The sequence below is a fragment of the Nitrosopumilus sp. S6 genome (assembly GCF_054515815.1).
This window is the reverse complement of sequence record NZ_JBTNRI010000013.1, coordinates 1-19905: the sequence shown is the minus strand read 5'-3', so window position 1 is coordinate 19905 and position 19905 is coordinate 1. Positions and strand designations below refer to the sequence as shown.

Below are 19905 nucleotides of genomic sequence, written 5' to 3'. Positions count from 1 at the left end.
ATGACAGTTAACTGGACAGAAATTGAAAAAAAATGGAGAAGTAAGTGGCAAGAAAATAAAGACTTTGAAACAAATCCAAATGATAAACCAAAAAAATTCATCACCGTAGCTTATCCATACCCAAATTCACCACAACACATTGGACATGGTAGAACATACACACTAGCCGATGTTCATGCAAGATTCTATAGAATGAAAGGGTATAATGTGTTGTTCCCAATGGGATTTCACTATACTGGAACTCCAGTACTTGGCATGGCCAAAAGGATTGAAGCTGGAGAAAAAGAAATCTTAGATGGGTTACGAAATATCTATCACGTTCCGGAAGATGCAATAAAATCATTTGTAGAACCAATAAAAATTGCAGATTATTTTCATGAAGAGATTAAATCGGGAATGATTGAGATGGGTTATTCCATTGATTGGCGTAGAGAATTTACAACCATAGTTCCAGGTTATCAAAAATTCATCGAGTGGCAAATCACAACACTACGAGAAAACAATAGAATTATTCAAGGTAGTCATCCAGTTGGATGGTGCCCTGTTGATCAAAACCCAGTATCACAACATGATACAATGGGAGACGTTGAACCAAAGATTGATGACAAGAATTTCTTGATCAAATTCAAGTTTGGTGAATTTGTATTTCCAATTACAACATTAAGACCTGAAACAATTTTTGGCATTACTAATTTGTGGGTCAATCCAAAAACAGTTTACAAAAAAGTATCAGTTGATGGTGAAACTTGGATTGTGTCTGCTGAATGTGCAAAAAAGATTTCATTCTTTGAAAAAGAGGTTTCAGAAATTGGAGAAATTTCAGGGTCGGAAATTATTGGAAAGAATGCAACTAATCATGATGGTCGAGAGATTCCAATACTACCTGCTGATTTTGTAGAGCCCAGCATGGGTACAGGATTAGTAATGTCTGTGCCTGCACACGCTCCAAAAGACTATCAGGCACTAGTTGATTTTAAGAAAGACCAGCCTCAGAGCTCCGAATACCAACTAATCAAGCCCATTTCAATCATATCGACTGAAGAATATAGTGAAATTCCTGCAAAAGATATCTGTGAAAAATTAGGAGTCTCAGATCAATCTGATGACAAGTTGGAAGAAGCCACCAAAGAGTTGTATCTCAAAGAGTTTACTGATGGAAAACTAAATGAAAAATGTGGACAATTTAATGGAGAAAAAGTACAGTTTGGTCGAGACAAGATTAGAGCTTGGCTTCAAGAGAATGGTAATTTAGAAAAATTCCCAGTACTAGAGAATGCACCAGTTAGATGTCGTTGTGGAGCTGAATGTGTTGTTAAAGTATTGAACAATCAATGGTTTTTGAATTATGGTGATGAAGAGTGGAAAGAATTAGCTAGAAATTGTTTAGATGAAATGAATATCCTTCCAAACAACATCAAAACAGAGTTTGTTGAAGTAATTGATTGGTTGCATGAGCGAGCTTGTGCAAGACAACAGGGATTAGGAACTAAACTACCATGGGACAAAGATTGGATTGTAGAGTCATTATCTGATAGTGTCATATACATGGCATACTATACATTGTCTAGATTTGTAAATGATGGAACCGTTCAACCTGAGAATCTTACCAAAGAATTCTTTGATTATGTTTTGTTAGATAAAGGAGACGTCGCATTAGCTGCAAGTACATCAAAACTTGGTGAGGATGTAATCAACACAATGAAAAAAGAATTTACATACTTTTATCCAGTTGACTCTCGTCACTCAGGTCGAGATTTGGTACAAAACCACTTGTCATTTTTTGTACTAAACCACACTGCAATATTTGAGAAAAAATTATGGCCACAAGAAATTGTTGTAAATGGTAGTGTGATGATGGATGGAGCTAAAATGTCCAAAAGCATGGGAAACATCATTCCATTGCGAGCTGCAATCAAAGATCATGGAGCAGACCCAATTAGATTAGCAATTATTTCGTCAGCAGAATTACTCCAAGATGCTGATTTTAACATGGAATCAGTTTCAGGAATTCAAAGCAAGCTTGAGTCACTTTTAGAGGAGTGTTCTAGGCTCAAAAAAAGCGAAATTGGCGATTTGCAAGCCGAAGATAAATGGATTTTATCCAAAACCCAAAGCAAGATTGCTGAAATTACAGAAGCAGTTGAGAAGATGAGATTACGTGAAGCGCTACATGATATTTTGTTTACATTTGAGACAGACTTGAGCTGGTACACCAAGAGAACTGCAGCCAAAGAAAGAGCAGATGTCTCAGGAATATTACATCAAATTAATTCGGCACGAGTTGCAATGTTGTCTCCATTTGCACCACATGTAGCTGAAGAGATGTGGGAAAAATTAGGAAATACAGACCAAGTTTCAAAATCAAATTGGCCTGAATATTCAGATGACAAAATTGATGCAGCATCAATTCAAGCTGAAGAATTACTAAAATCAACAATGGGTGATATTGCAAATATTCTCAAAGTTACAAAAATTACTCCAAAGAAAATTGTGATTTATGTAAACTCTGACGAAACAAAATCCAAGATCTATCGTAAGATGTTGAGTATAATGGTAGGGGGCCAAAACAACATGGGAGTTGTAATGAAGGAGTTAATTGCAGATCCAGATACTACTGATGCTAAAAAGATGCCAGATTTTGTACAAAAGACAATCAAGGATTTACATTCAGAATCAGAATCTATTAAGAAAATGAAGCTTGAATCTGAATCCTTTGATGAAAAGGAATTTTTGAAATCAGAACTTTCCGGTATTGGAAAGAAAGAGTTTGGAGTAGAGATTGAAGTGTATTCAGAATCAGATGATGGCATTTATGATCCTAAAGGTAAAGCAAGACATGCAAGACCTTTCAAGCCAGCTATTTTGATTGAATGATTGTAATTATGAATACAAAGTTACTTCGTAATTTAGGAATAGCATCAGCACTTGTAATTATTGTAATCTTTACTCTCCCAATCCTTGATGAAATCAGTATGCCTTGAGGTTGTAATTATGAAATCAAATACAATTACAACATTAAATAAAAAAATCAAGTCATGTCAAAAATGTCCTAGACTTTCTACATACATCAGAGAAGTAGCTAAAAACAAAGTTAGACGATTTAAAGAGGAATCATACTATGGAAGGCCACTATCAGGATTTGGAGATATCAAGGCCAAACTTCTCATTGTAGGGCTAGCACCAGCTGCGCATGGAGGAAATAGAACAGGCAGAATGTTTACAGGAGATTCCTCAGGAGATTGGCTTGCAAAAGTAATGCACAAGACAGGATTTGCAAATATCCCAACTTCTCAATCAAGTGATGATGGACTCACATTAACTAACGCATACATTACAGCTGCAGTAAGATGTGCGCCACCTCAAAACAAGCCAACTAAAGAGGAAATGCAAAACTGTTACTCATTTCTAGAGCAAGAATTCCAAATATTGAACAACGTTACAACAATTCTTTGTCTTGGAAAGATAGCATATGATGCAACATGTAAATTATTACAAGTAAAACCAGGAAAATTTGGACATAATCAAGTATTCCAATACGACACCATAACAGTAATCACGTCATACCATCCATCAAAGCAAAACACACAGACAGGAAGACTTCTCTGGAAAGACTGGCATGCAGTTTTCAAAAAAGCAAAAAAATTGTGTACATAATTACGTGAATCAAAGATTTAAATTAATATCACAATTTCCAAATACAAAAAACCACATGACCAATCAAATTAGAATAACGCGTAACATTATACATGTCAGCAATACCAAGTAAAAAAAATAAAAAATCAACTGATTACAAATCTCATTTTATTGTAGCAGGAATACTTGCAAGTATTGGACTTGCACTACTAGCATACCTAATGTTCTATGTAGCACCAGCTGAAACCCTAGAGACTGTAAAAGTAGTTGCAGTTACCAGTAGCGGTTGTATCGCTGAAACTCTAGATGGTTATGCAGTAAACATTGGCGCATGCCAAGCAGAACCAGGTGACTTTATCAGTGCACTAGTTGATCAAAAGCTCAAAGAAAGAGCAGCATTGATGAACCCAACCAACTAATTTTCTTTTATTCTTATTTCACCTACTTCAGATACTGATTTTTCACATCGCTCACAAATCTCTGACATTTCCTGATTTTGCAAAATTTACAAGATAAAGACTAGAGTTAATTCTCATCAGCAGTATCCTCAACAGAATACCCACCAAGTGTGATATGTGCATCTTTTTCTGTTGCAAACTTTTTGGATTGTAATGCAGATTCTGAAATTATCTCCAGTCTTCCAATTATGATATAGTCTGTCATGTTTTGGTATGTTTTAGAATCTGCAGGATCTTCAGCATATACAATCTGAATGTATGCACGAAGTGGATTCCACATTGAGGATTTTTTTTCTATCATCTGTTTTATCTTGCCATAAGTTCCAGTTTGACTCATACCAGATCGATATAGTCCAGTATTTTCACCCGAATCAGATTCCTCAAAAATACAGATGGCATAAGTTCCATCTTCTTTTTCGATAAAGGTTAGATGGATGTCTTTTGGTTTCCATGTTTTTACAATTTCTGCAATCTTGGCAGATTCTTCTTTTTTTACAAATAGTGGAACTGCAATTGGGTTTCCAGCATTACTTCTCCATGCAATTCCATAAAAGTTGCCATACCAAGAATATTTTGCATCAGCCATCAGTTACACTAAGAAATTATCAACTTAAGATTGTTGATCATCAATTGCATCTTGTATTGAATCAACCCATCCACCAACATTAAACACTCCAAACTTGTAGGTTTGCTCACCATTACTAGTTCTAGCAGAGATACAGGCCTTTTTCATAAGTAATCCCTCCCTCCAGGTTCGAGTTACATCAGATAATGAAATGTCAAGTAGAGTCTCTCCCATATGCTTTGAGAAATCCATTATTCTAGACATTGTCTTATCAAATGCAATTCTTTTAGTAGTTAGTGTAAGGACTCCAGAGCCAAGAGTGTCTTCATGACAGTCTTCTTGTTTTAGTTTCTTCTCATCCATGTCTTTCTTTAATGATTCGAGTAACTTCTGCAACTAGTTCAATATCCTTTTTCACCAATTCCTCCAAGGCTTTGCGGTATTCCTCATCGCCCCATTTGTTATCAGCAAACATTTGCTTTACCAAATTAACAATGTCAGACTTGTTTTTCTGGTGATCATGTTTTGCGTTATCTAGATTATCCAATAGTATACAAAAATTGTTAATCCTTATACTTTTTTGGTTTTCTTGTCTTTTTCTTTTTTTGTTGATCACTTTTGTATTTTTGAATTCGTTGTTTTTCTCGGGCTTTTTTTTCTCCTTTTTGGAGTCGATTATCTTTTTTCTTTTTCTTTTCAGTCATAGTCCTTCTTCATTAACATCAGGTTCAGGATGCACATTCTCAAAGGACATCTCTTGTTTCTGGCAAGATGGGCATTTCTCCCACATGCCAAACTCGTTTCTAATCTTTTCTTTTCCATCACAGCGAAAACAAACCATAAAGAAAATACATAATTTCAAAACTTAAGGATTTAGGCACAAAATAGATCATCAATAATAAAAGATCCTCAACAAAGAGACGCATCTCTTTATATCCAAAATTCTAAAAAAAATCAATGAAAAGTATACAACTTCTAAGCGTTGTTTTATCAATGATTCTGGTAATGGGTATAACTGCAGGTCCTGCATTTGCCCAGACAGATGAAGATTATGACGATGATATTGACGAAATTGAAGACGAATCATATGAAAAACATGATGACCTTGAAGATAGACTAGAACGCTTTTGTGATATGACAGACGAAGAGAAAGAAAAACTCTTTGCAGATCATCCAAGGCTTGCACAATTCCAGGATAGATTAGCAAACTATTGTGAAATGTCTGAAGATGAAAGAGAAGATGCAATTGATGAATTTGTAAGAGAGCATTTTCCTGAGTATGTAGATCTTGATGATTTACTTGACAGATTCTGTGAGATGGCTGATGAGGAAAAACGTCAGTTGTTTGAGAATCATCCAAGGCTTGCACAATTCTCTGACAGATTAGCAAACTATTGTGAAATGTCTGAAGATGAGCAAGATGCAATTGATGATCTCATTGAAAAATATGGAGATAAAATCAGAGGCGAAATCAAAGAGTATTCAGATGGCTATCACAAAGATATTGTTTCAGAGATGAGAGACCATCTAGAGAAATATTGTGAAATGTCTGAAGATGAAAAAGCAGATTATATCTTAGAACATGATAAAACAGAAGAGCATGTTGAAAAGATGAACAAGTATTGTTCTTTAGATGAAGATGAAAAAAGTGACTTTATCGATGAACACAAAGACGAGTACAAAGCTCACATGAAAGCAAAGATGCACGATAAAATGACTGACAAAAAACACATGGATTATGAAAAATTATGTGCAATGTCAGAATCAGACCGTGCAGCAAAAATTGATGATTCTGATAGACTAGAAAAAATCTCTGACTGGTGCGAAATGACACCTGAGGAAAGAGAAGAATACAAGAAGAAACATCATGATAAACTCAAAGACAAGAAACATGACTTTGATAGAATGTCTGATGTTGCAAAAGATAGAATGTCTGATGTTGCAAAAGCAAAACTATCAGAAAACTCTGAGCGTCTAAAGGCTATGATTATGAATAAACACAACATTTCTGATGAAAGAAGAGATGAAATCAAGATGAAGTATGTTGAAAAACATGGAGAGTTATCTGACAAGATAAAATCAGAACTTAAAATGAAATTCAAAAACCATATGGCATCTCTAAAAGTCTCAATGTCTGAAGACAGAAGAGCAGAAATTCATGATAGATTAGCTGAGATGAAAGCATTCAAGGCAGAAATTCGTGAAAGATCATCAGATTTGACTAACGATGAAAAGCAACAACTTAGAGAAGAATTCATTGAAAAGGCAAAAGACATGCAACTAGCATGGATTACTCCACGAGTTCAGATGACAGCAGGCGTTGATGCAGCTGAAGTTGAATGCCGTGAAGGATACAGTCTTGTAATGAAAGCATCTAACGGTGTCGCAATGTGTCTAAAGGCAGATACTGCATTAAAGATGATAGATAGAGGTATTGCAGTTCCTGCAAACTAAACCCTTTTTTCTTATTTTTATAAAATCAGAGTTTTTGCCAGCAATTAGTAGCACCACATTGGCCGCAACTTGACTTTTCATTCCATTTTGCAAAGTCCTTATCAGATGGAATTTTGACTACGGTGATTCGTTCACAACCACTACACTTTACCTTGATTGGAACATTTCCATCATTACCACCTACAAACAGATCCTTGAATCCCATGATTAATCACTAAACAAATACAGCAAAAAAATCTATTGCATCTTTTTTGGATAGTTCCTTGTTTTTGGTCTGGCAGTAATTATTGGTAAATGTGCATTTTGGACATCCGCCCCACTTTTCACCTTCTGCAACTACCTTTTTCTGCTTTGAATCAACTGGACAATCACAATCACTCAAAAGCGAATAGCAAGTAGACAACACCTTATCAAAATCCTCATAGATTATCTTACTGCACCCATTAAAGCCATCTGAAGAATTATCATAGAGATAGATTATTCCGTTCTCATAGTATACGTCAATATCATTTGATTCAGATTTTGTGATAATTTTTGCAGCATTAATTAAGACATGACAAATGGTATGTATTCTAGAATCAGTTGCAATCTGGCTTTTTGATGAATCATTGGAGGATAACACAAATTCAGGCGGAATGGTAATACTGACACAAGAATGCTTTGACTTCCAGTTAAAGTTCCTCCATGATGGAACTGTACTGCCACTAAAGGTCTGAAAGTTTTCAGTTGAATCATTGTAGTTTCCTTTTAGATATCCTGTGATGGTTCTACTTAGTTCAATTATTCCATAACGCAACAACAACTTTCTATTTTTCAATGATATTTCTTTGTGAGTTGCATTTCGTTCTGATGTCTGCAGTATTGATGTACGAACTATAGGGATTGTTCTCTTTTGGCCTTCATATGATTTTTTTAGATATGCTCTAGCACCGTTTTGAGATTTTCTCAAAGAGATTACCTCATAGTTTTGTTTGTTGAAATGATAAATTGCGTTTTGATGTAACTGATAATACCCAACAGGGACACCACGAGTTCCAATCTTTTTAGAATTCAAATAAATTGCAATCTCACCGGATGATCCACGAAGATTTACGCTGTTTGCAAAATCAAAGAACTGAGATTTGTCTGATGATTCAGCAGCTTCTGCTTCAATCTCAATTGATTCTTCATGCTTGTCTGAAATAATAGAATTTTTTTTGTTAATTGGAATTACATGGTCTTGAGACAGATACTCGTCAATGTGACGTGCAAAATAATGACAGGCAGCATCATCAGGGTCAAGCACACAAATGGCATATGATTTCTGACCCATTCTTCCTGCACGCCCAATTCTCTGCACAAAGGAATCATACTCATTTTTGAAAGCCGAAATCACCACATCAACATGCCCAATATCAATTCCAAGCTCCAAAGTAGGAGTACATGATAAAGCATCTAGTTCCCCACCCTTCATTTGGGATTCATAGAGTTTCCGATTATTTTGATCCAAACCACCACGATGAATTTGGATTCTCATTCCATCATTTGCAGATTCTACATTGGAGGCAAGAAATTCTGCATCATTGTGAGAGTTGCTAAAGATTAGTTGTGTAGAATGATTCTTGTAGCATATTGATGCTAACATCTCCATTGTTGTTCTCTGTCCAAATTTCCGCGGCATTACAAATAACATGTGCATGTTTCTTTTTCGACGAGTATCACTTTTGATAAATGAGAATGATTCAAGAGGTAAATCAAACATGTTTGAAAAAAATTCTCGAGAATTATCCAAAGTAGCTGATGAACCAACAAACTGTACATCTCCCATGTATCTCTTCATTCTTTGCAAGACATGGTACACATTGGAGCCATGAAAGCTAGTGTAAGAATGGGCCTCATCCATAACTATTATCTTTGCATTCTTGAATAATTCATTCCATTTTTTGTCTTGTAGAATTAGATGGTAATTGATAAAATCAAAGTTTGTTGCAATGATTAAAGATTTTTTTGCAGCATCTGCAATTATCATATCCTTGTATTCAGAGCTTTGTCCACCATGAATAGAATAGACACCAACAGTATTTTTCAATCCACAGTTTTCAATTAATTTAGAAATTTTTGAAACTTGGTCATCAATTAGGGCGTTTAACGGATATACAAAAAGAGCAAAGACTCCAGGTTTCTTTTCCTGTGAAATTTTTTCTAATATTGGAATGCAAAATGCTTCAGTCTTTCCTGAACCAGTTGGTGCAGAGATTATAGAGTTTTTCCCATCTAAAATCAAACGAATAGACTCTTCTTGGAAGGGCAACAGCCCAGTAAAGCCGTACTTTACAATTCCTTTTAGAATATTCTCAGATAATACATCATTGAGGCTTACAATGGATATCTTTTCAGGTTCAGGAGAAACCATATTCTCATAATGAACAATACCCAAGGATTCTTCTTTGTGACCCTGAACTAGTTCATGAATTATCAAATCATCATCTATGAGAGATTGTGGAATTTTTGAAACATCATAGAGAATTTCATCAGATATTGGGATGACAGTTTTTTGTATAGTTTCTTTTTTCTTTATTTGTTTTATTTCATCAGGGAAATATTCAGACTCTGTAGGACCATCACAGTTATGTGGTTCATCAGTTCTAGAGTCAATTGGAATAAACTTCCCACTATCTGATTTGAATTCTTCATCCCAGTAAATTTCAGCTCCACATCCTTTGGAGCAAGGTTTTGTTTTTCCAGAATAATTCATTCCATATGTAGGGCGCTTTGGAATTACCATTTCAGGATTACATTTTGGACAAATTCCAGGGCCCCCTACATCTTCAAAGTTTTGTGTAAGTTTGGTGTCACATTTTGAACAAAATTTCATGAATAAATTTTTGTAAGATATACCATTAATGAAGATATGATAATTTTCGAATTAACATGGGATCAATGTTGATTCTAGTTTACACCCTTTCTTCTAGAGAGTTTTTCAGCTGGAAAGTTTGATGTTTTCTCAAACTCTTCGGCTTTTGCCTTTACTGCATCTCTTTCTTCTTGGGTCTGCTCACGAATAATCACATCTTCAGCATCAGTGTAATTTTGACATTTGTTGCACAACCAAAGTGTTCCCTTGTCTGATTCGCTATACTGAGGATAACGTCTTTCTTCGCATTTTTTGCAGTGAAGAGGCATGATTTTAGGTAAAACATTTCTCAAATTAAGCGTATTGGATTAATCTTCATCTTCTTCATGAGTAAGTAATTCTTTATTCAAGTTATCAAAATGCATAGAGATGTACCAACCATTAGGATTTACCATGATTTGTAATAAACCAACTCATATTAAAGTATGAATATATTTTTTTAAGATTTAAGTTCGGATAGGATCAGAGTACGTTTTTTGCGTAGATTCCCTAGGTTTTTTTCCAATCTGCGTAGAGTTTCCGAATCAAAATCTGATTTTTTGCTTTCAGATTCCTTATGTTCCTCAAGTTTTTTAATTCTAGATTCAGTGTCACTCAAAGCTTCTTTAAGTGCAGATGTATCTTTTTTAAAAGACAAGTTACAAAATTTTGAATAATTATCAAATTAAGGGTTTATGGAATAAAGGTCTCTTTGACTCCACTGCTCTTTTTGATATTCAGTCCCAAATACATCAAGAGATTTTGTAATACACTCTTCTTGTTTTATTCCTTGTGGGAATAATTTCTTACAATCATCTACTGCTAGTTGGAGATTTCTCTGGTCCCTTTCAGCAACATACACATCATAGTTAGAGCTGCCCATTATTCCAACAATTATTGCAACTACAACTACGATTGATAATGGAATTATAGGTTTCATCGTCCGGAGATATATGCCACATACAATGCTATGGAGACCATAGTGGATATACCAATAATGATTCCAAGTTCTCTTTTAGAAAAAACTGCAGTTCTGTAACTCAATGAATAATTTACTTTATCACAGAATTTAGGGTTTAGGATTCACAACCAATCCCATCATTGTCACCATCAAAGTTGTGTGGATCAGGTGGTAGAACAGTAAATTTCTTGTAAACAATATCCACACAATTCAAGTCCGGAGGAGGAGATGGGATACAAAAGTCAGGATAAGAAGCATCACAGTTGTTTTGGTCTTCCAGTGCAGGTGTAGAAGCTGGAATATGTTGGCATCCATGTTTTTGAGCCCAAGAATAATGCTCAAATTCGGATTTTTCACAAAACTCGGAACTCAGATATCCCAATCCTGAATCCAATAATTCTTGATTAAGAGACAATCCATTACAGTATATGACACCAAGCATTCTACCATGACTCCCTTCAGTCTGCTTGTCATCTTCATCAACTAGTACAAAAGAATCAACAGGACATATTGTCTGAATAAAATTTCTAGCCTCAACACCATTCATCTCATCAAGTTCAGGAGCTGATGCCAATGCAAATCTAATTGATTTTCCATCAACATGAATTGTATCACCATCAATTATCTTTGTAACATAGCCTGATAGACATTCAGCATATCCTTTACAGTCACCTGGAGTAGAATAGTTTCTAAATTCAGGTTGTTTCTTTGGAACATAGCATTCACCACGATGCTTCATTGCCATGTGTTCTGCATTTAATCCGCAAAGATTACCATAAGTTACACCATCAACTCCACAAACAGGATTATACTCCTTGGTACATGCAATTGGTGGTTTTTCAGAATACCAACCACGATTCTTCATCTTTTCAACAGAGGTTTCATTAAAACAAGCTGGAGTCGCATCATGTTTGAACATTAACTGTTTTCCTTCAAGACAGATGATATTTTCTGTAGAAATTCCTGCAAACTTTTGATGATGTGGTCTGAGATATTCTTTGATAACACCATCCATCATACATAATCGTCCTGTATATGCACCTGAACCACATCTATCATCTAACACACACAGCCCATCCAAAGAAGCAAACCCTGGAGCACACATTCCCATGTAGGAGCGATGTTGATTATTCATATCATTCATCATAGAACCATGGTGTTGTCCCATGTGGGTTGCAAGTACAGTTGCTGGAACTAGCAATGCAAATACCATTACAATAATTAGAAAAAATTTCAACAACATTATTTTGAGATTCTCTCAATTAAGAATTATCTAGATTCCCAAGACTAGAAAGAGTTTTCAAATGCTACCGCATCCAAAGGTAACTGACCTCCACGTTGTGCTGCATCTTCTGCTCTTTTACCAACTACAACCATCATTACAATTAGATGATTATCTGGGAGATTGATTATTTTAGCCAACTCATCATATTCAAATCCAACCATTGGACAAGAGTCAAGTCCCATATCTCTTGCTGCAAGCATTATTGTTTGAGCTGCCATACCACAAGAGCGAACTGCTTCATCTCTTTGAGCTTGTGTATCAGTAGAATATTTTCTTTCAAGACTAGCTTTTACCAACTCTTGTTTTTCTGTTGGATGATTCTTCCAGTAACGTAATGGCTCAGTCTTCCATGCAGTCATATCACCACACAGCACAACAACAAGTGAGCCATCTTTTGGTTGAGCTTGTCCACGAGCAGCTTCTGAAATTTTCTCTTTTACGTCTTGATCAGTGACATAAACAAATCTCCAGTTTTGTTGGTTGTAACTAGTTGGAGACAATATTACATGTTCCATGAGTTTTTTGACATCATCAGAACTCATTTTGTGATTTGGATCAAATTTTTTGATTGCACGACGTGTTGATACTGCTTCGAAAACATCCATGAAATAAATCCAAAATTAATCTAAAATAAATTAAACGAAAAGACAATCGAGATTAAGACCAAGAGCAAAAGCGTCTTGATGACATCTCTTATCACTTAAGATCAGAAACGGTTAGTCCTCTGATGACAGTGATTTCATCTTAAGGCCTGAAACGATTGTTTTCAGACGACAGACTTGTCTTTTCTTAATCTGATTAAGTGAATTTGATATTTAACCAGTACTGATAATTTCTACTAGTGGCAAATAACCTGAACAAAATCAGATAGTCTATTTATTACACCGCAGAGATTCACAAAACATCTTGAAGATTGCAGTAATGGGAATGGGTGTAGCAGGCTCTTATCTTATAGCCAGACTAAAAGACTCTGAACATGACGTTACAGGGTATGAATTAAACCCAAAGGAGAGACACGATTCTATTTGCGCTTGGGGTACAATCAAACCAGTACTTTCTGAATTTTGTAAAAAGACTGGTAGAGATTTTAACGACTTTCTAATTCATGATGGAAAAAATATGCACGTCAAGATGAACAATGACGTAAAGTTTGACATTGGTCTAAAGGGATTGTGCACATATGACAAACTTGGATTAATCAAAGATTTCATTAAAGATTCTAAAATTATCTACGGAAAACCACCAACTCTAGAAGAATTAGAAAAAGAGTACGACATGATAGTTGATTGTACTGGATTTCATAGAGTATACTTGCCAAAATTAAAGGAAGATTTCTTTTTGCCAACATACGAATACAAAGTAGAATATGAAAATGGAGTTCCATATGATGACTTTTACATTGAACCATTTCCTGGCATGTCAGGTTATTTCTGGTATTTCCCATTAGGTGAAAAGTGGGCCCATATTGGTGCAGGAGATTACAATAAACAACACATCAAGGCAACTGATGAGTTCTTGAAAAAACACGGTGGTAAAGTTATCAAGACAAAGGGAAGGCCAATCAGATTAGCAACCCCAGACAGATGCAAACCATACTATTCAGGAAAAGTTGTAGGTGTCGGAGAATCAATTGGAACAGTTTATGCATTATTGGGAGAGGGAATTATTCCATCAATGCAATGCGTTGAGATATTCTTAGAGAACATGCATGACTTTGCAGCATATGAGAAGGCAGTTGAAAAACACTACAAAGTATATGCCAAAGTTTTCAATTTTGTTCGAGCAAAAATTCACAAGGACTTTAGTTTCTTAAAGGCACTACCAGACTTCATCGCTATTTTCAGATACATGAAAAAGAATGAAGACAGATTTGGTATGGATATTAAAATTGCTGACTTGATGAAAGTAGCTAAAGCCTAACTAGTTACAAAGAAGGTAATGAATTAAATCTAGAGTTATTAACATCAGGTCCAACATTAACAAAATATTATTTGAGCAAAATTATTTTTCAGCAGACTTGTCGACTAGTTCTAAAATATCAGTTCCAGTACCGATTGTAAATCCAGTAATTGTTCTATCATGGCTTACAAGTGTGTATTTGAAGAACCAATCAGGTATTGCTAGTTGTTTTACAGAATCTGTCTGAACTGCAAGAACAGATAGTTTGAATTTTTCCCCGTTTGGAGCTGTGGCAACACCATTCATAGTTAGTTCATTTGAGGATGAAACAAAATCCCATCTGATGGTATGATAAACTAGACTCAATGGTTTTGGAGGTTCATGTTTTCCTGTTTTTGATTTAAGATTATCATCTGCAGTTCCATGAATGTAAATTACACCATCTGCAGTTCCAGAAACTATTCCCTTTCCAATTGTATCAACGTTAAGGTTGTTCCTAGTGTGTGTTTTTGCAATCCAACAAATTCGCTCATCTATTTCACATAATGCTGTTCCTTGAGAAATGATGTGATAGTTTCCAAACAATTCTTCTGTCGGACCATATACTTCACTCAATCCTAGAGTTCCTAAAACTAAAACACTTGCTAGAATTGGAATGAGTAGTTTATTCAATATGAAAAATAAAACTTAGATTTACTTAAAGTTATTCCAGGTAGATTACAAAAAATAAAAAAGAAAAAGCTAGTTTCTAGCAGTGATTGTTCTCTTTAGCTTTTGGAATTCCTTTGTGTTTGCCGTTACCTTTGGTTTCAGCTTTTTCTAGTGCATCACATGATTTCTTTCTGTCTTCTCCATTTGGAGTATCATCACATGCATCACCAATTCCGTCTCCATCAGTATCTGTTTGATCTGTATTAGGTGTTGCAGGACAGTTATCTACCACATCCCCAATTCCATCAGCATCAACATCTGCTTGATCTGGATTGAAGATTAATGGTGCATTGTCACAAACATCACCAAATGTATCTATGTCAACATCAGATTGATCTGGATTTGAAACATCAACACAATTATCATTGCCGTCTAAAAATCCATCATCATCAGTATCTTGTCCAAGTGGAGAAAATCCAGTTAAGACTCTGATATAATCACCAGGACTATTTGCATAGAAATCAATACAAATTGTTCTGTCATCAGTTATTGTAACAAAATCTTGTCCATTTTCAAGTCCTCTTAAGTGATCACTGAGATAAATAGCACCTGTAGTGTCTGTATCTTGAAATGCATCACTTGCAATTAGTTCAGGTCTTTTGGTAATTACTCCTGCAATATCTGAATCAAAAGTAACACATCCTAGAATATCATTACCAGTTGCAGGATCATAAAAGACATAATGACTTGCATAGGTTCCATCTTGAAGGATTCCAGAACCGCCACTAGGTAAAAGATTTACTTGAACTTCACCATTACTGGCAAGATTTTGTCCTTCATCAAAAGCAAACAAATTGTGACTTTGATGGTTATCATCTCCAACAAATCCTATCGGATTAGATGGTGTAGGAGTGAGTTTTACAAATACACCACAATTAGGAGTTGATTCAGTACAAGTTGCAGAGCTTCCTCCAGTTACAGTGCCGCTAGTGACAAATGCATCTGCACTAGAGGGCAATGTCAACAGAATAGCACCAACTGTCAAAAGAATAGATAGTTGTATTGTTCTTGTTAAAGTCATTAATTTTTTAAAAAAATAATTGTAATTAAATGTGTGTGAGAACATGTGAAAAAAATATTTTTTTGAAAAGATCTATATACTAATTAAAACTCACAGACCCAAATCCTTCTCTGTTTGTTCTGTTTGATGCCATGTTATAATCATAAATTATCTTGGAATATTCTTTGAATTCTTCTTTCATGGGTTCCAAGTCTTCAGCTAAATAAAATCCTGGACAATCACCAGTAAATTGGTATGTCGCATGAACACGTGGCTTTCCTTTCTCGTTTTCAAGCCAGCTAGAAAATGGATACAAGTAACATACTCCAGGTCTGTCTGGATGCATAGAACAGCCTCCTTCTTCATTCAAAAATCTACACGATATATGAGTACCATCATCAGCTTCAGTCTCATCGGTTTTTCTTTTGAGATTAATTGTAGTCATTGTAGTCATTTGACCTGAGGGTCCTGGTTCAGAATATGTTACTGTCAGAGTTTCATTTTTGATAAACTCTGAGGGTTTTTGATATTTCAAACCCTTGCCAATTGTAATCAAGTCATCTGAAGTTAACGGTAGTCTTCCTTGTCTGTCACAGCAGTTGTGACAGTCAGGCCAAAAACATTTCCACAAAATGAATTTTTTTTCAGAATTCAAATAAGGTACGTGAAATACGACATCTTTTACTTTGATTGGTCTATCAGAGACATCAGTAATTTTCCCTAGCATAAAGTTTCGAAGTATTGGATCAACATCCCAATCTTTTTGCAGTAAATCTAGTGACTCTTCAATCTCCTTTTGGGACAATAAGTTATAACATGATTTGCAGATGTTATTAATGTTGAGTGAAAAAGGCAAGTATGCTTCAGCTACAGAAAACAGAAGATTTGTCTGGTCAGAAATAATTTGGCCTCTAATTTTAGAAATAAACGATGTTGCATTTACTCTAAAACAATTCCAAGACAAACGCGATAAAATTTGTCAACAATACAATCTATCAATTAATGTCCCATCAAGAGGATTAGCATCACTGCAACAAAAAGGAATCATACTCAAAGAAGGTACATTATACTCCATTCACTACAAGTTAATTCCTTACATGCGACTAAGAGCAGAGTGTGATTATGCAACTGCAATTAGAGAAGTCAGACTAAAGTAATTACAACAAATGATTATATTCTAAACATTCAAAATTTCTTTCAAGTAGCCCGATAGTCTAGCGGTCAAGGATTCTGCCCTCTGGATCTCACAAAGTGGATATAGGCGGAGACGGCAGTTCGAATCTGCCTCGGGCTACTGGAATAATTTCTAAAAGTTCTATCTTGATGCTTGTGCGATTCTTTCTAACTCGTTCTTCTTCTTTACAGAAGGAGCATTAGGATCGTTGTCTGCAGCCAAGATTAGTTGTTCTGCCATGTGCTCTTCAATGGGTTTTGGGTTAGAGAATGTTGATTCTTTGATTGCATCAGCAATAAATCTCAAAGCCAAGTCAACTCTTCTAATTGGTGCAACGTCAACTGATACGTGGTAAACAGTACCACCGTAAACAATTCTAGTTGTATCCTCGTTAGGAGCTGAATTCTCAACTGCTCTAACTAGTACCTCTACTGGATTTTTACCAGTTTTAAGTTCGATAATTGTAAATGCTGTTCTAACGGTATTGAGTACTTTGGTTTTCTTTCCGGTCATTCTACCAGTGTTCTTTGCATATTTTTTACCAAAGTGCATTGTCTTGTTGATTAGTCTTTCAACAATATTGACATCTGCTTTGTTGAATCTTTTGAGTGCAGAGCGACCAAATGTATATGGTAAGATTTGTTTTCTTAGAGAAATTGCAGTTTTAAGACCTGGGTCTTTGACTTCAATATCAGATAAGTCCCATTTTCTAAAGAGTAAGAGGTTTTTTGTTTGTGCCATTTCTATCTCCTTGGTTTCTCCTTCTTTCCAATTACTAGTTCATGAAGTGAAGTGCCATTTACTTTGAATACTTTGAATCTAACACCAGGAATATCACCCATTGCACCACCTTGAGTTGCACCCATTCCTTGAATGTGAACTTCATCGTGTTCATCAATAAAGTTCATTGCACCGTCTCTTGGCAAGAATGCTGTAACTGTTTTACCATTTTTAATTAATTGAACACGAACACATTTTCTAATTGCAGAGTTTGGTTGTTTTGCTGCAACCCCAACTTTTTCTAAAACAATACCTCTTGCTTGCGGAGCGCCACCAAGTGGGTCTGCTTTTTTATCAATACCTAATTCTCTTCTCTTGTAAGTTGAGATTGCCCATCTCTGCTTCTTCTTTTTAGAAGTCAGAACTCTGCCTGCAAATAATCCAAGTGGTGATTTTCTCATATTCTACATCTCCAAAGTTTGTCTTTCAGGACTGTTAATCAAGACACTAGTAATATCAAAATATCGTTTTGCAAGCATTCTTGCCTTCTCAGCATTTCTGCCTTCTCTTCCTACAACAATTCCTTTCTTTCTTGGGTCCACCATAACGATTGCCTGTTTTGTCCCATCTGCCCGTGTATTTATTTTTACTTCAGATACTAGTTTAGAATTAAGCAAATTAGCCAAAAATTTTGCTGGATCCTCGTCAAATTCTACAAGTTCAACATTTCTTTTAACAATATTTTGTAATGATTTGATATGCATTCCACCTTTACCAATTGCAAGTCCCATCTTTCCTGTGTTAACTACAAAAATCACTCTATCTTGTTTTTCATCTTCGACACAATCACGTGCTGTTGCACCTGTAACGTTTTGGAACAAAGACATCATACGCATTTGATCCGTTGTTAGCTTGATTGATTGTGTCATAATTCTTAATGTCTCCAAACAAAAAATGTCTCATTTAAACTTTCAATAGTATCTTTAATCATTTTTTTCCTCAGCTTCTGTATCTTTTAAAATTGATTTGATGTTTGCGTCATCGATTGATGTGAATGAAATCGTTGAAATTCTAAATTGCAAGCCACATAATCTACCCAATGCGACTGAAGTTCCTTGGAAGTTTACTAAAGGTATTTTTTCTTTTTTTGCACCTGATTCAATTTGCTCAACCATTTCTTTCTCTATAGATTGAGACAATACAATTAGCTTGGAATTTTTTACAGAGTTTAAAACTTGTTTTGTACCCATTGTTAGTTTTCCTTCCTTACGGGCATCCTTCAAAGATTTTTCAAGTATCTTACTCATGTTTTTCCTTAAGAGCATCGTCGCAACAGGGCTTTATAGGTTTATGGAAAAATTACGCACACAAAAAACAAAGATCACTCACTAAAACCAAATAAAGATGAGAATACACGAGTTATTTCTTCAAAAAAGTTAGTTTGTTTTTTGTTTTTATTTTCTATTGGAGTTACTTTTGCAGGCAAGGTTTTTTCATTTGATAAAGTTTCAGTTTCAGATTCTTGTACACTAATTACTTTAGGAGTTTCTTGAATGTCGGGTTTTAGTGACAGTGCAGTGTTAAGATTTGTTCTTGCAGTATAGTAATGTGGATTCTCTTCTAGAATTTCATTGTAAAGTAAAATGGCATCATCAAAATTTCCAAGATTTGCTAATGCATTTGCCTTGTTATTTTTTGCAGGCAAGTAGTTAGGATCAAGAGCAATAGCATGATCATAGTATGCAATGGCTTCTAAAACAAATCCAAGTTTTCCCAAGGTAGAGCCTTTATTGACAAGAATCTCAATATCATCAGGATTTTCAACTAGAGACTCATTAAAAAAATTCAAAGAATTATCAAATTGACATAATCTGTAAAGTGCAGGGCCCATACCATCATAGTAAGAAATTGTATCAACAAAAATACTAGAATCACATTTAAGATTAATTTGATTTAGTAATTTTCCAAGTTCAATATCCTCTACAGAAAGATTATCATGTTTTTCATTTTCTAAAATATTTTCTGACTTATTTTTTGTTTTAGTTTCTTTTGAAAGAATTTTTGCTTCTTTTTTAGGGTCTGATTTTTCATTTGTAATTTCTTTTTGTGAAATTATTGTTTGATCAATTGTTTCTTGTACAGATTCTATTGTTGTGTCTTGAGTTGTTTGTGT

Annotated in this window: 25 protein-coding genes and 1 tRNA gene; 7 read left to right on the top strand and 19 right to left on the bottom strand. The window is 35.1% G+C overall.

Annotated elements, in window-relative coordinates; genetic code table 11:
- The 3 genes from leuS to ACX12B_RS08245 all read left to right on the top strand — a co-directional run bounded on the left by leuS (position 1) and on the right by ACX12B_RS08245 (position 4052).
- On the top strand, positions 1-2874 hold the full coding sequence (gene leuS / locus ACX12B_RS08255) for a leucine--tRNA ligase (RefSeq protein ID WP_459353539.1): 2874 nt from the start codon (positions 1-3) through the stop codon (positions 2872-2874).
- Between the two features lie 117 nt (positions 2875-2991).
- Positions 2992-3654, top strand: coding sequence for a uracil-DNA glycosylase (locus ACX12B_RS08250; protein ID WP_459353538.1), 663 nt, complete (start codon positions 2992-2994; stop codon positions 3652-3654).
- Between the two features lie 92 nt (positions 3655-3746).
- Positions 3747-4052, top strand: a complete 306-nt coding sequence (locus ACX12B_RS08245; RefSeq protein WP_459353537.1) for a hypothetical protein — start codon at positions 3747-3749, stop codon at positions 4050-4052.
- A gap of 106 nt (positions 4053-4158) precedes the next feature.
- Here the strand turns inward: ACX12B_RS08245 and ACX12B_RS08240 are convergent, their stop codons facing one another.
- The 5 genes from ACX12B_RS08240 to ACX12B_RS08220 are packed head-to-tail and all read right to left on the bottom strand — an operon-like array spanning position 4159 to position 5497.
- A complete protein-coding gene (locus ACX12B_RS08240) occupies positions 4159-4677 on the bottom strand; it encodes a hypothetical protein (protein WP_459353536.1) in 519 nt (172 codons plus the stop codon).
- 24 nt (positions 4678-4701) lie between these two features.
- A complete protein-coding gene (locus tag ACX12B_RS08235) occupies positions 4702-5052 on the bottom strand; it encodes a hypothetical protein (RefSeq protein ID WP_459353535.1) in 351 nt (116 codons plus the stop codon).
- Positions 5012-5203 carry a hypothetical protein gene (locus tag ACX12B_RS08230; RefSeq protein WP_459353534.1) on the bottom strand — a complete coding sequence of 64 codons (192 nt, stop codon included), beginning with the start codon at positions 5201-5203 and terminating at the stop codon, positions 5012-5014. Before ACX12B_RS08230 ends, ACX12B_RS08235 begins: the two co-directional genes overlap by 41 nt.
- 16 nt (positions 5204-5219) lie before the next feature.
- Complete coding sequence (locus ACX12B_RS08225; protein ID WP_459353533.1) at positions 5220-5360, bottom strand: hypothetical protein; 141 nt, start codon at positions 5358-5360, stop codon at positions 5220-5222.
- Positions 5357-5497 (bottom strand): hypothetical protein, encoded by a 141-nt coding sequence (locus tag ACX12B_RS08220; RefSeq protein WP_459353532.1) that lies wholly within the window; start codon positions 5495-5497, stop codon positions 5357-5359. Before ACX12B_RS08220 ends, ACX12B_RS08225 begins: the two co-directional genes overlap by 4 nt.
- Before the next feature lie 116 nt (positions 5498-5613).
- On the opposite strand from ACX12B_RS08220, the gene ACX12B_RS08215 reads away from it, so the two are divergent.
- Positions 5614-7110, top strand: a complete 1497-nt coding sequence (locus ACX12B_RS08215; protein ID WP_459353531.1) for an ABC transporter substrate-binding protein — start codon at positions 5614-5616, stop codon at positions 7108-7110.
- Positions 7111-7135: 25 nt separating this feature from the next.
- Here ACX12B_RS08215 and ACX12B_RS08210 read toward each other — a convergent pair whose 3' ends face one another.
- The 6 genes from ACX12B_RS08210 to ACX12B_RS08185 form a co-directional block, all read right to left on the bottom strand.
- Positions 7136-7315 (bottom strand): hypothetical protein, encoded by a 180-nt coding sequence (locus ACX12B_RS08210; protein ID WP_459353530.1) that lies wholly within the window; start codon positions 7313-7315, stop codon positions 7136-7138.
- 9 nt (positions 7316-7324) lie between these two features.
- On the bottom strand, positions 7325-9964 hold the full coding sequence (locus ACX12B_RS08205; protein ID WP_459353529.1) for a DEAD/DEAH box helicase: 2640 nt from the start codon (positions 9962-9964) through the stop codon (positions 7325-7327).
- Between the two features lie 74 nt (positions 9965-10038).
- Complete coding sequence (locus ACX12B_RS08200; protein ID WP_459353528.1) at positions 10039-10272, bottom strand: KH domain-containing protein; 234 nt, start codon at positions 10270-10272, stop codon at positions 10039-10041.
- A gap of 395 nt (positions 10273-10667) precedes the next feature.
- The gene (locus ACX12B_RS08195) at positions 10668-10922 is read right to left on the bottom strand and encodes a hypothetical protein (RefSeq protein WP_459353527.1); all 255 of its coding nucleotides are present in this window, start codon (positions 10920-10922) and stop codon (positions 10668-10670) included.
- 136 nt (positions 10923-11058) lie between these two features.
- Positions 11059-12180: a Kazal-type serine protease inhibitor domain-containing protein gene (locus tag ACX12B_RS08190; RefSeq protein WP_459353526.1), complete on the bottom strand. Its 1122-nt coding sequence runs from the start codon at positions 12178-12180 to the stop codon at positions 11059-11061.
- Between the two features lie 50 nt (positions 12181-12230).
- Complete coding sequence (locus ACX12B_RS08185; RefSeq protein WP_459353525.1) at positions 12231-12833, bottom strand: nitroreductase family protein; 603 nt, start codon at positions 12831-12833, stop codon at positions 12231-12233.
- A gap of 301 nt (positions 12834-13134) precedes the next feature.
- On the opposite strand from ACX12B_RS08185, the gene ACX12B_RS08180 reads away from it, so the two are divergent.
- Positions 13135-14148 (top strand): NAD(P)/FAD-dependent oxidoreductase, encoded by a 1014-nt coding sequence (locus ACX12B_RS08180; protein ID WP_459353524.1) that lies wholly within the window; start codon positions 13135-13137, stop codon positions 14146-14148.
- Between the two features lie 81 nt (positions 14149-14229).
- Here the strand turns inward: ACX12B_RS08180 and ACX12B_RS08175 are convergent, their stop codons facing one another.
- The 3 genes from ACX12B_RS08175 to ACX12B_RS08165 all read right to left on the bottom strand — a co-directional run bounded on the left by ACX12B_RS08175 (position 14230) and on the right by ACX12B_RS08165 (position 16643).
- Positions 14230-14799 carry a hypothetical protein gene (locus ACX12B_RS08175; protein WP_459353523.1) on the bottom strand — a complete coding sequence of 190 codons (570 nt, stop codon included), beginning with the start codon at positions 14797-14799 and terminating at the stop codon, positions 14230-14232.
- Between the two features lie 76 nt (positions 14800-14875).
- Entirely contained in the window at positions 14876-15859 is a 984-nt protein-coding gene (locus ACX12B_RS08170; RefSeq protein ID WP_459353522.1) for a thrombospondin type 3 repeat-containing protein, read from the bottom strand.
- Positions 15860-15938: 79 nt separating this feature from the next.
- The gene (locus ACX12B_RS08165; protein ID WP_459353521.1) at positions 15939-16643 is read right to left on the bottom strand and encodes a YkgJ family cysteine cluster protein; all 705 of its coding nucleotides are present in this window, start codon (positions 16641-16643) and stop codon (positions 15939-15941) included.
- 31 nt (positions 16644-16674) lie between these two features.
- Here ACX12B_RS08165 and ACX12B_RS08160 point away from each other — a divergent pair, with 31 nt between their 5' ends.
- A complete protein-coding gene (locus ACX12B_RS08160) occupies positions 16675-16995 on the top strand; it encodes a hypothetical protein (protein WP_459353520.1) in 321 nt (106 codons plus the stop codon).
- A 46-nt stretch (positions 16996-17041) separates the two neighbouring features.
- Positions 17042-17132: transfer RNA gene (locus ACX12B_RS08155), tRNA-Gln, on the top strand.
- 21 nt (positions 17133-17153) lie between these two features.
- On the opposite strand, the gene ACX12B_RS08150 is transcribed toward ACX12B_RS08155, so the two are convergent.
- From ACX12B_RS08150 to ACX12B_RS08130, 5 genes are all read right to left on the bottom strand, one after another.
- Positions 17154-17753, bottom strand: a complete 600-nt coding sequence (locus ACX12B_RS08150; RefSeq protein ID WP_048069045.1) for a 30S ribosomal protein S7 — start codon at positions 17751-17753, stop codon at positions 17154-17156.
- A 2-nt stretch (positions 17754-17755) separates the two neighbouring features.
- Positions 17756-18193 (bottom strand): 30S ribosomal protein S12, encoded by a 438-nt coding sequence (locus tag ACX12B_RS08145; protein ID WP_459353519.1) that lies wholly within the window; start codon positions 18191-18193, stop codon positions 17756-17758.
- Positions 18194-18196: 3 nt separating this feature from the next.
- Complete coding sequence (locus ACX12B_RS08140) at positions 18197-18661, bottom strand: NusA-like transcription termination signal-binding factor (protein WP_459353518.1); 465 nt, start codon at positions 18659-18661, stop codon at positions 18197-18199.
- A gap of 54 nt (positions 18662-18715) precedes the next feature.
- The gene (locus tag ACX12B_RS08135) at positions 18716-19039 is read right to left on the bottom strand and encodes a ribosomal L7Ae/L30e/S12e/Gadd45 family protein (RefSeq protein WP_459353517.1); all 324 of its coding nucleotides are present in this window, start codon (positions 19037-19039) and stop codon (positions 18716-18718) included.
- A gap of 74 nt (positions 19040-19113) precedes the next feature.
- On the bottom strand, positions 19114-19905 hold a 792-nt coding region (locus ACX12B_RS08130), incomplete at its 5' end, for a tetratricopeptide repeat protein (protein ID WP_459353516.1).

Coding starts and splice junctions, on each gene's coding strand:
- ACX12B_RS08245 (WP_459353537.1), top strand. CDS start 3,747: ATGTCAGCAATACCAAGTAAAAAAAATAAAAAATCAACTGATTACAAA.
- ACX12B_RS08200 (WP_459353528.1), bottom strand. CDS start 10,272: ATGCCTCTTCACTGCAAAAAATGCGAAGAAAGACGTTATCCTCAGTAT.
- ACX12B_RS08225 (WP_459353533.1), bottom strand. CDS start 5,360: ATGACTGAAAAGAAAAAGAAAAAAGATAATCGACTCCAAAAAGGAGAA.
- ACX12B_RS08215 (WP_459353531.1), top strand. CDS start 5,614: ATGAAAAGTATACAACTTCTAAGCGTTGTTTTATCAATGATTCTGGTA.
- ACX12B_RS08240 (WP_459353536.1), bottom strand. CDS start 4,677: ATGGCTGATGCAAAATATTCTTGGTATGGCAACTTTTATGGAATTGCA.
- ACX12B_RS08135 (WP_459353517.1), bottom strand. CDS start 19,039: ATGAGTAAGATACTTGAAAAATCTTTGAAGGATGCCCGTAAGGAAGGA.
- ACX12B_RS08205 (WP_459353529.1), bottom strand. CDS start 9,964: ATGAAATTTTGTTCAAAATGTGACACCAAACTTACACAAAACTTTGAA.
- ACX12B_RS08185 (WP_459353525.1), bottom strand. CDS start 12,833: ATGGATGTTTTCGAAGCAGTATCAACACGTCGTGCAATCAAAAAATTT.
- ACX12B_RS08210 (WP_459353530.1), bottom strand. CDS start 7,315: ATGGGATTCAAGGATCTGTTTGTAGGTGGTAATGATGGAAATGTTCCA.
- ACX12B_RS08250 (WP_459353538.1), top strand. CDS start 2,992: ATGAAATCAAATACAATTACAACATTAAATAAAAAAATCAAGTCATGT.
- ACX12B_RS08150 (WP_048069045.1), bottom strand. CDS start 17,753: ATGGCACAAACAAAAAACCTCTTACTCTTTAGAAAATGGGACTTATCT.
- ACX12B_RS08160 (WP_459353520.1), top strand. CDS start 16,675: ATGTTGAGTGAAAAAGGCAAGTATGCTTCAGCTACAGAAAACAGAAGA.
- ACX12B_RS08145 (WP_459353519.1), bottom strand. CDS start 18,193: ATGAGAAAATCACCACTTGGATTATTTGCAGGCAGAGTTCTGACTTCT.
- ACX12B_RS08195 (WP_459353527.1), bottom strand. CDS start 10,922: ATGAAACCTATAATTCCATTATCAATCGTAGTTGTAGTTGCAATAATT.
- leuS (WP_459353539.1), top strand. CDS start 1: ATGACAGTTAACTGGACAGAAATTGAAAAAAAATGGAGAAGTAAGTGG.
- ACX12B_RS08220 (WP_459353532.1), bottom strand. CDS start 5,497: ATGGTTTGTTTTCGCTGTGATGGAAAAGAAAAGATTAGAAACGAGTTT.
- ACX12B_RS08140 (WP_459353518.1), bottom strand. CDS start 18,661: ATGACACAATCAATCAAGCTAACAACGGATCAAATGCGTATGATGTCT.
- ACX12B_RS08170 (WP_459353522.1), bottom strand. CDS start 15,859: ATGACTTTAACAAGAACAATACAACTATCTATTCTTTTGACAGTTGGT.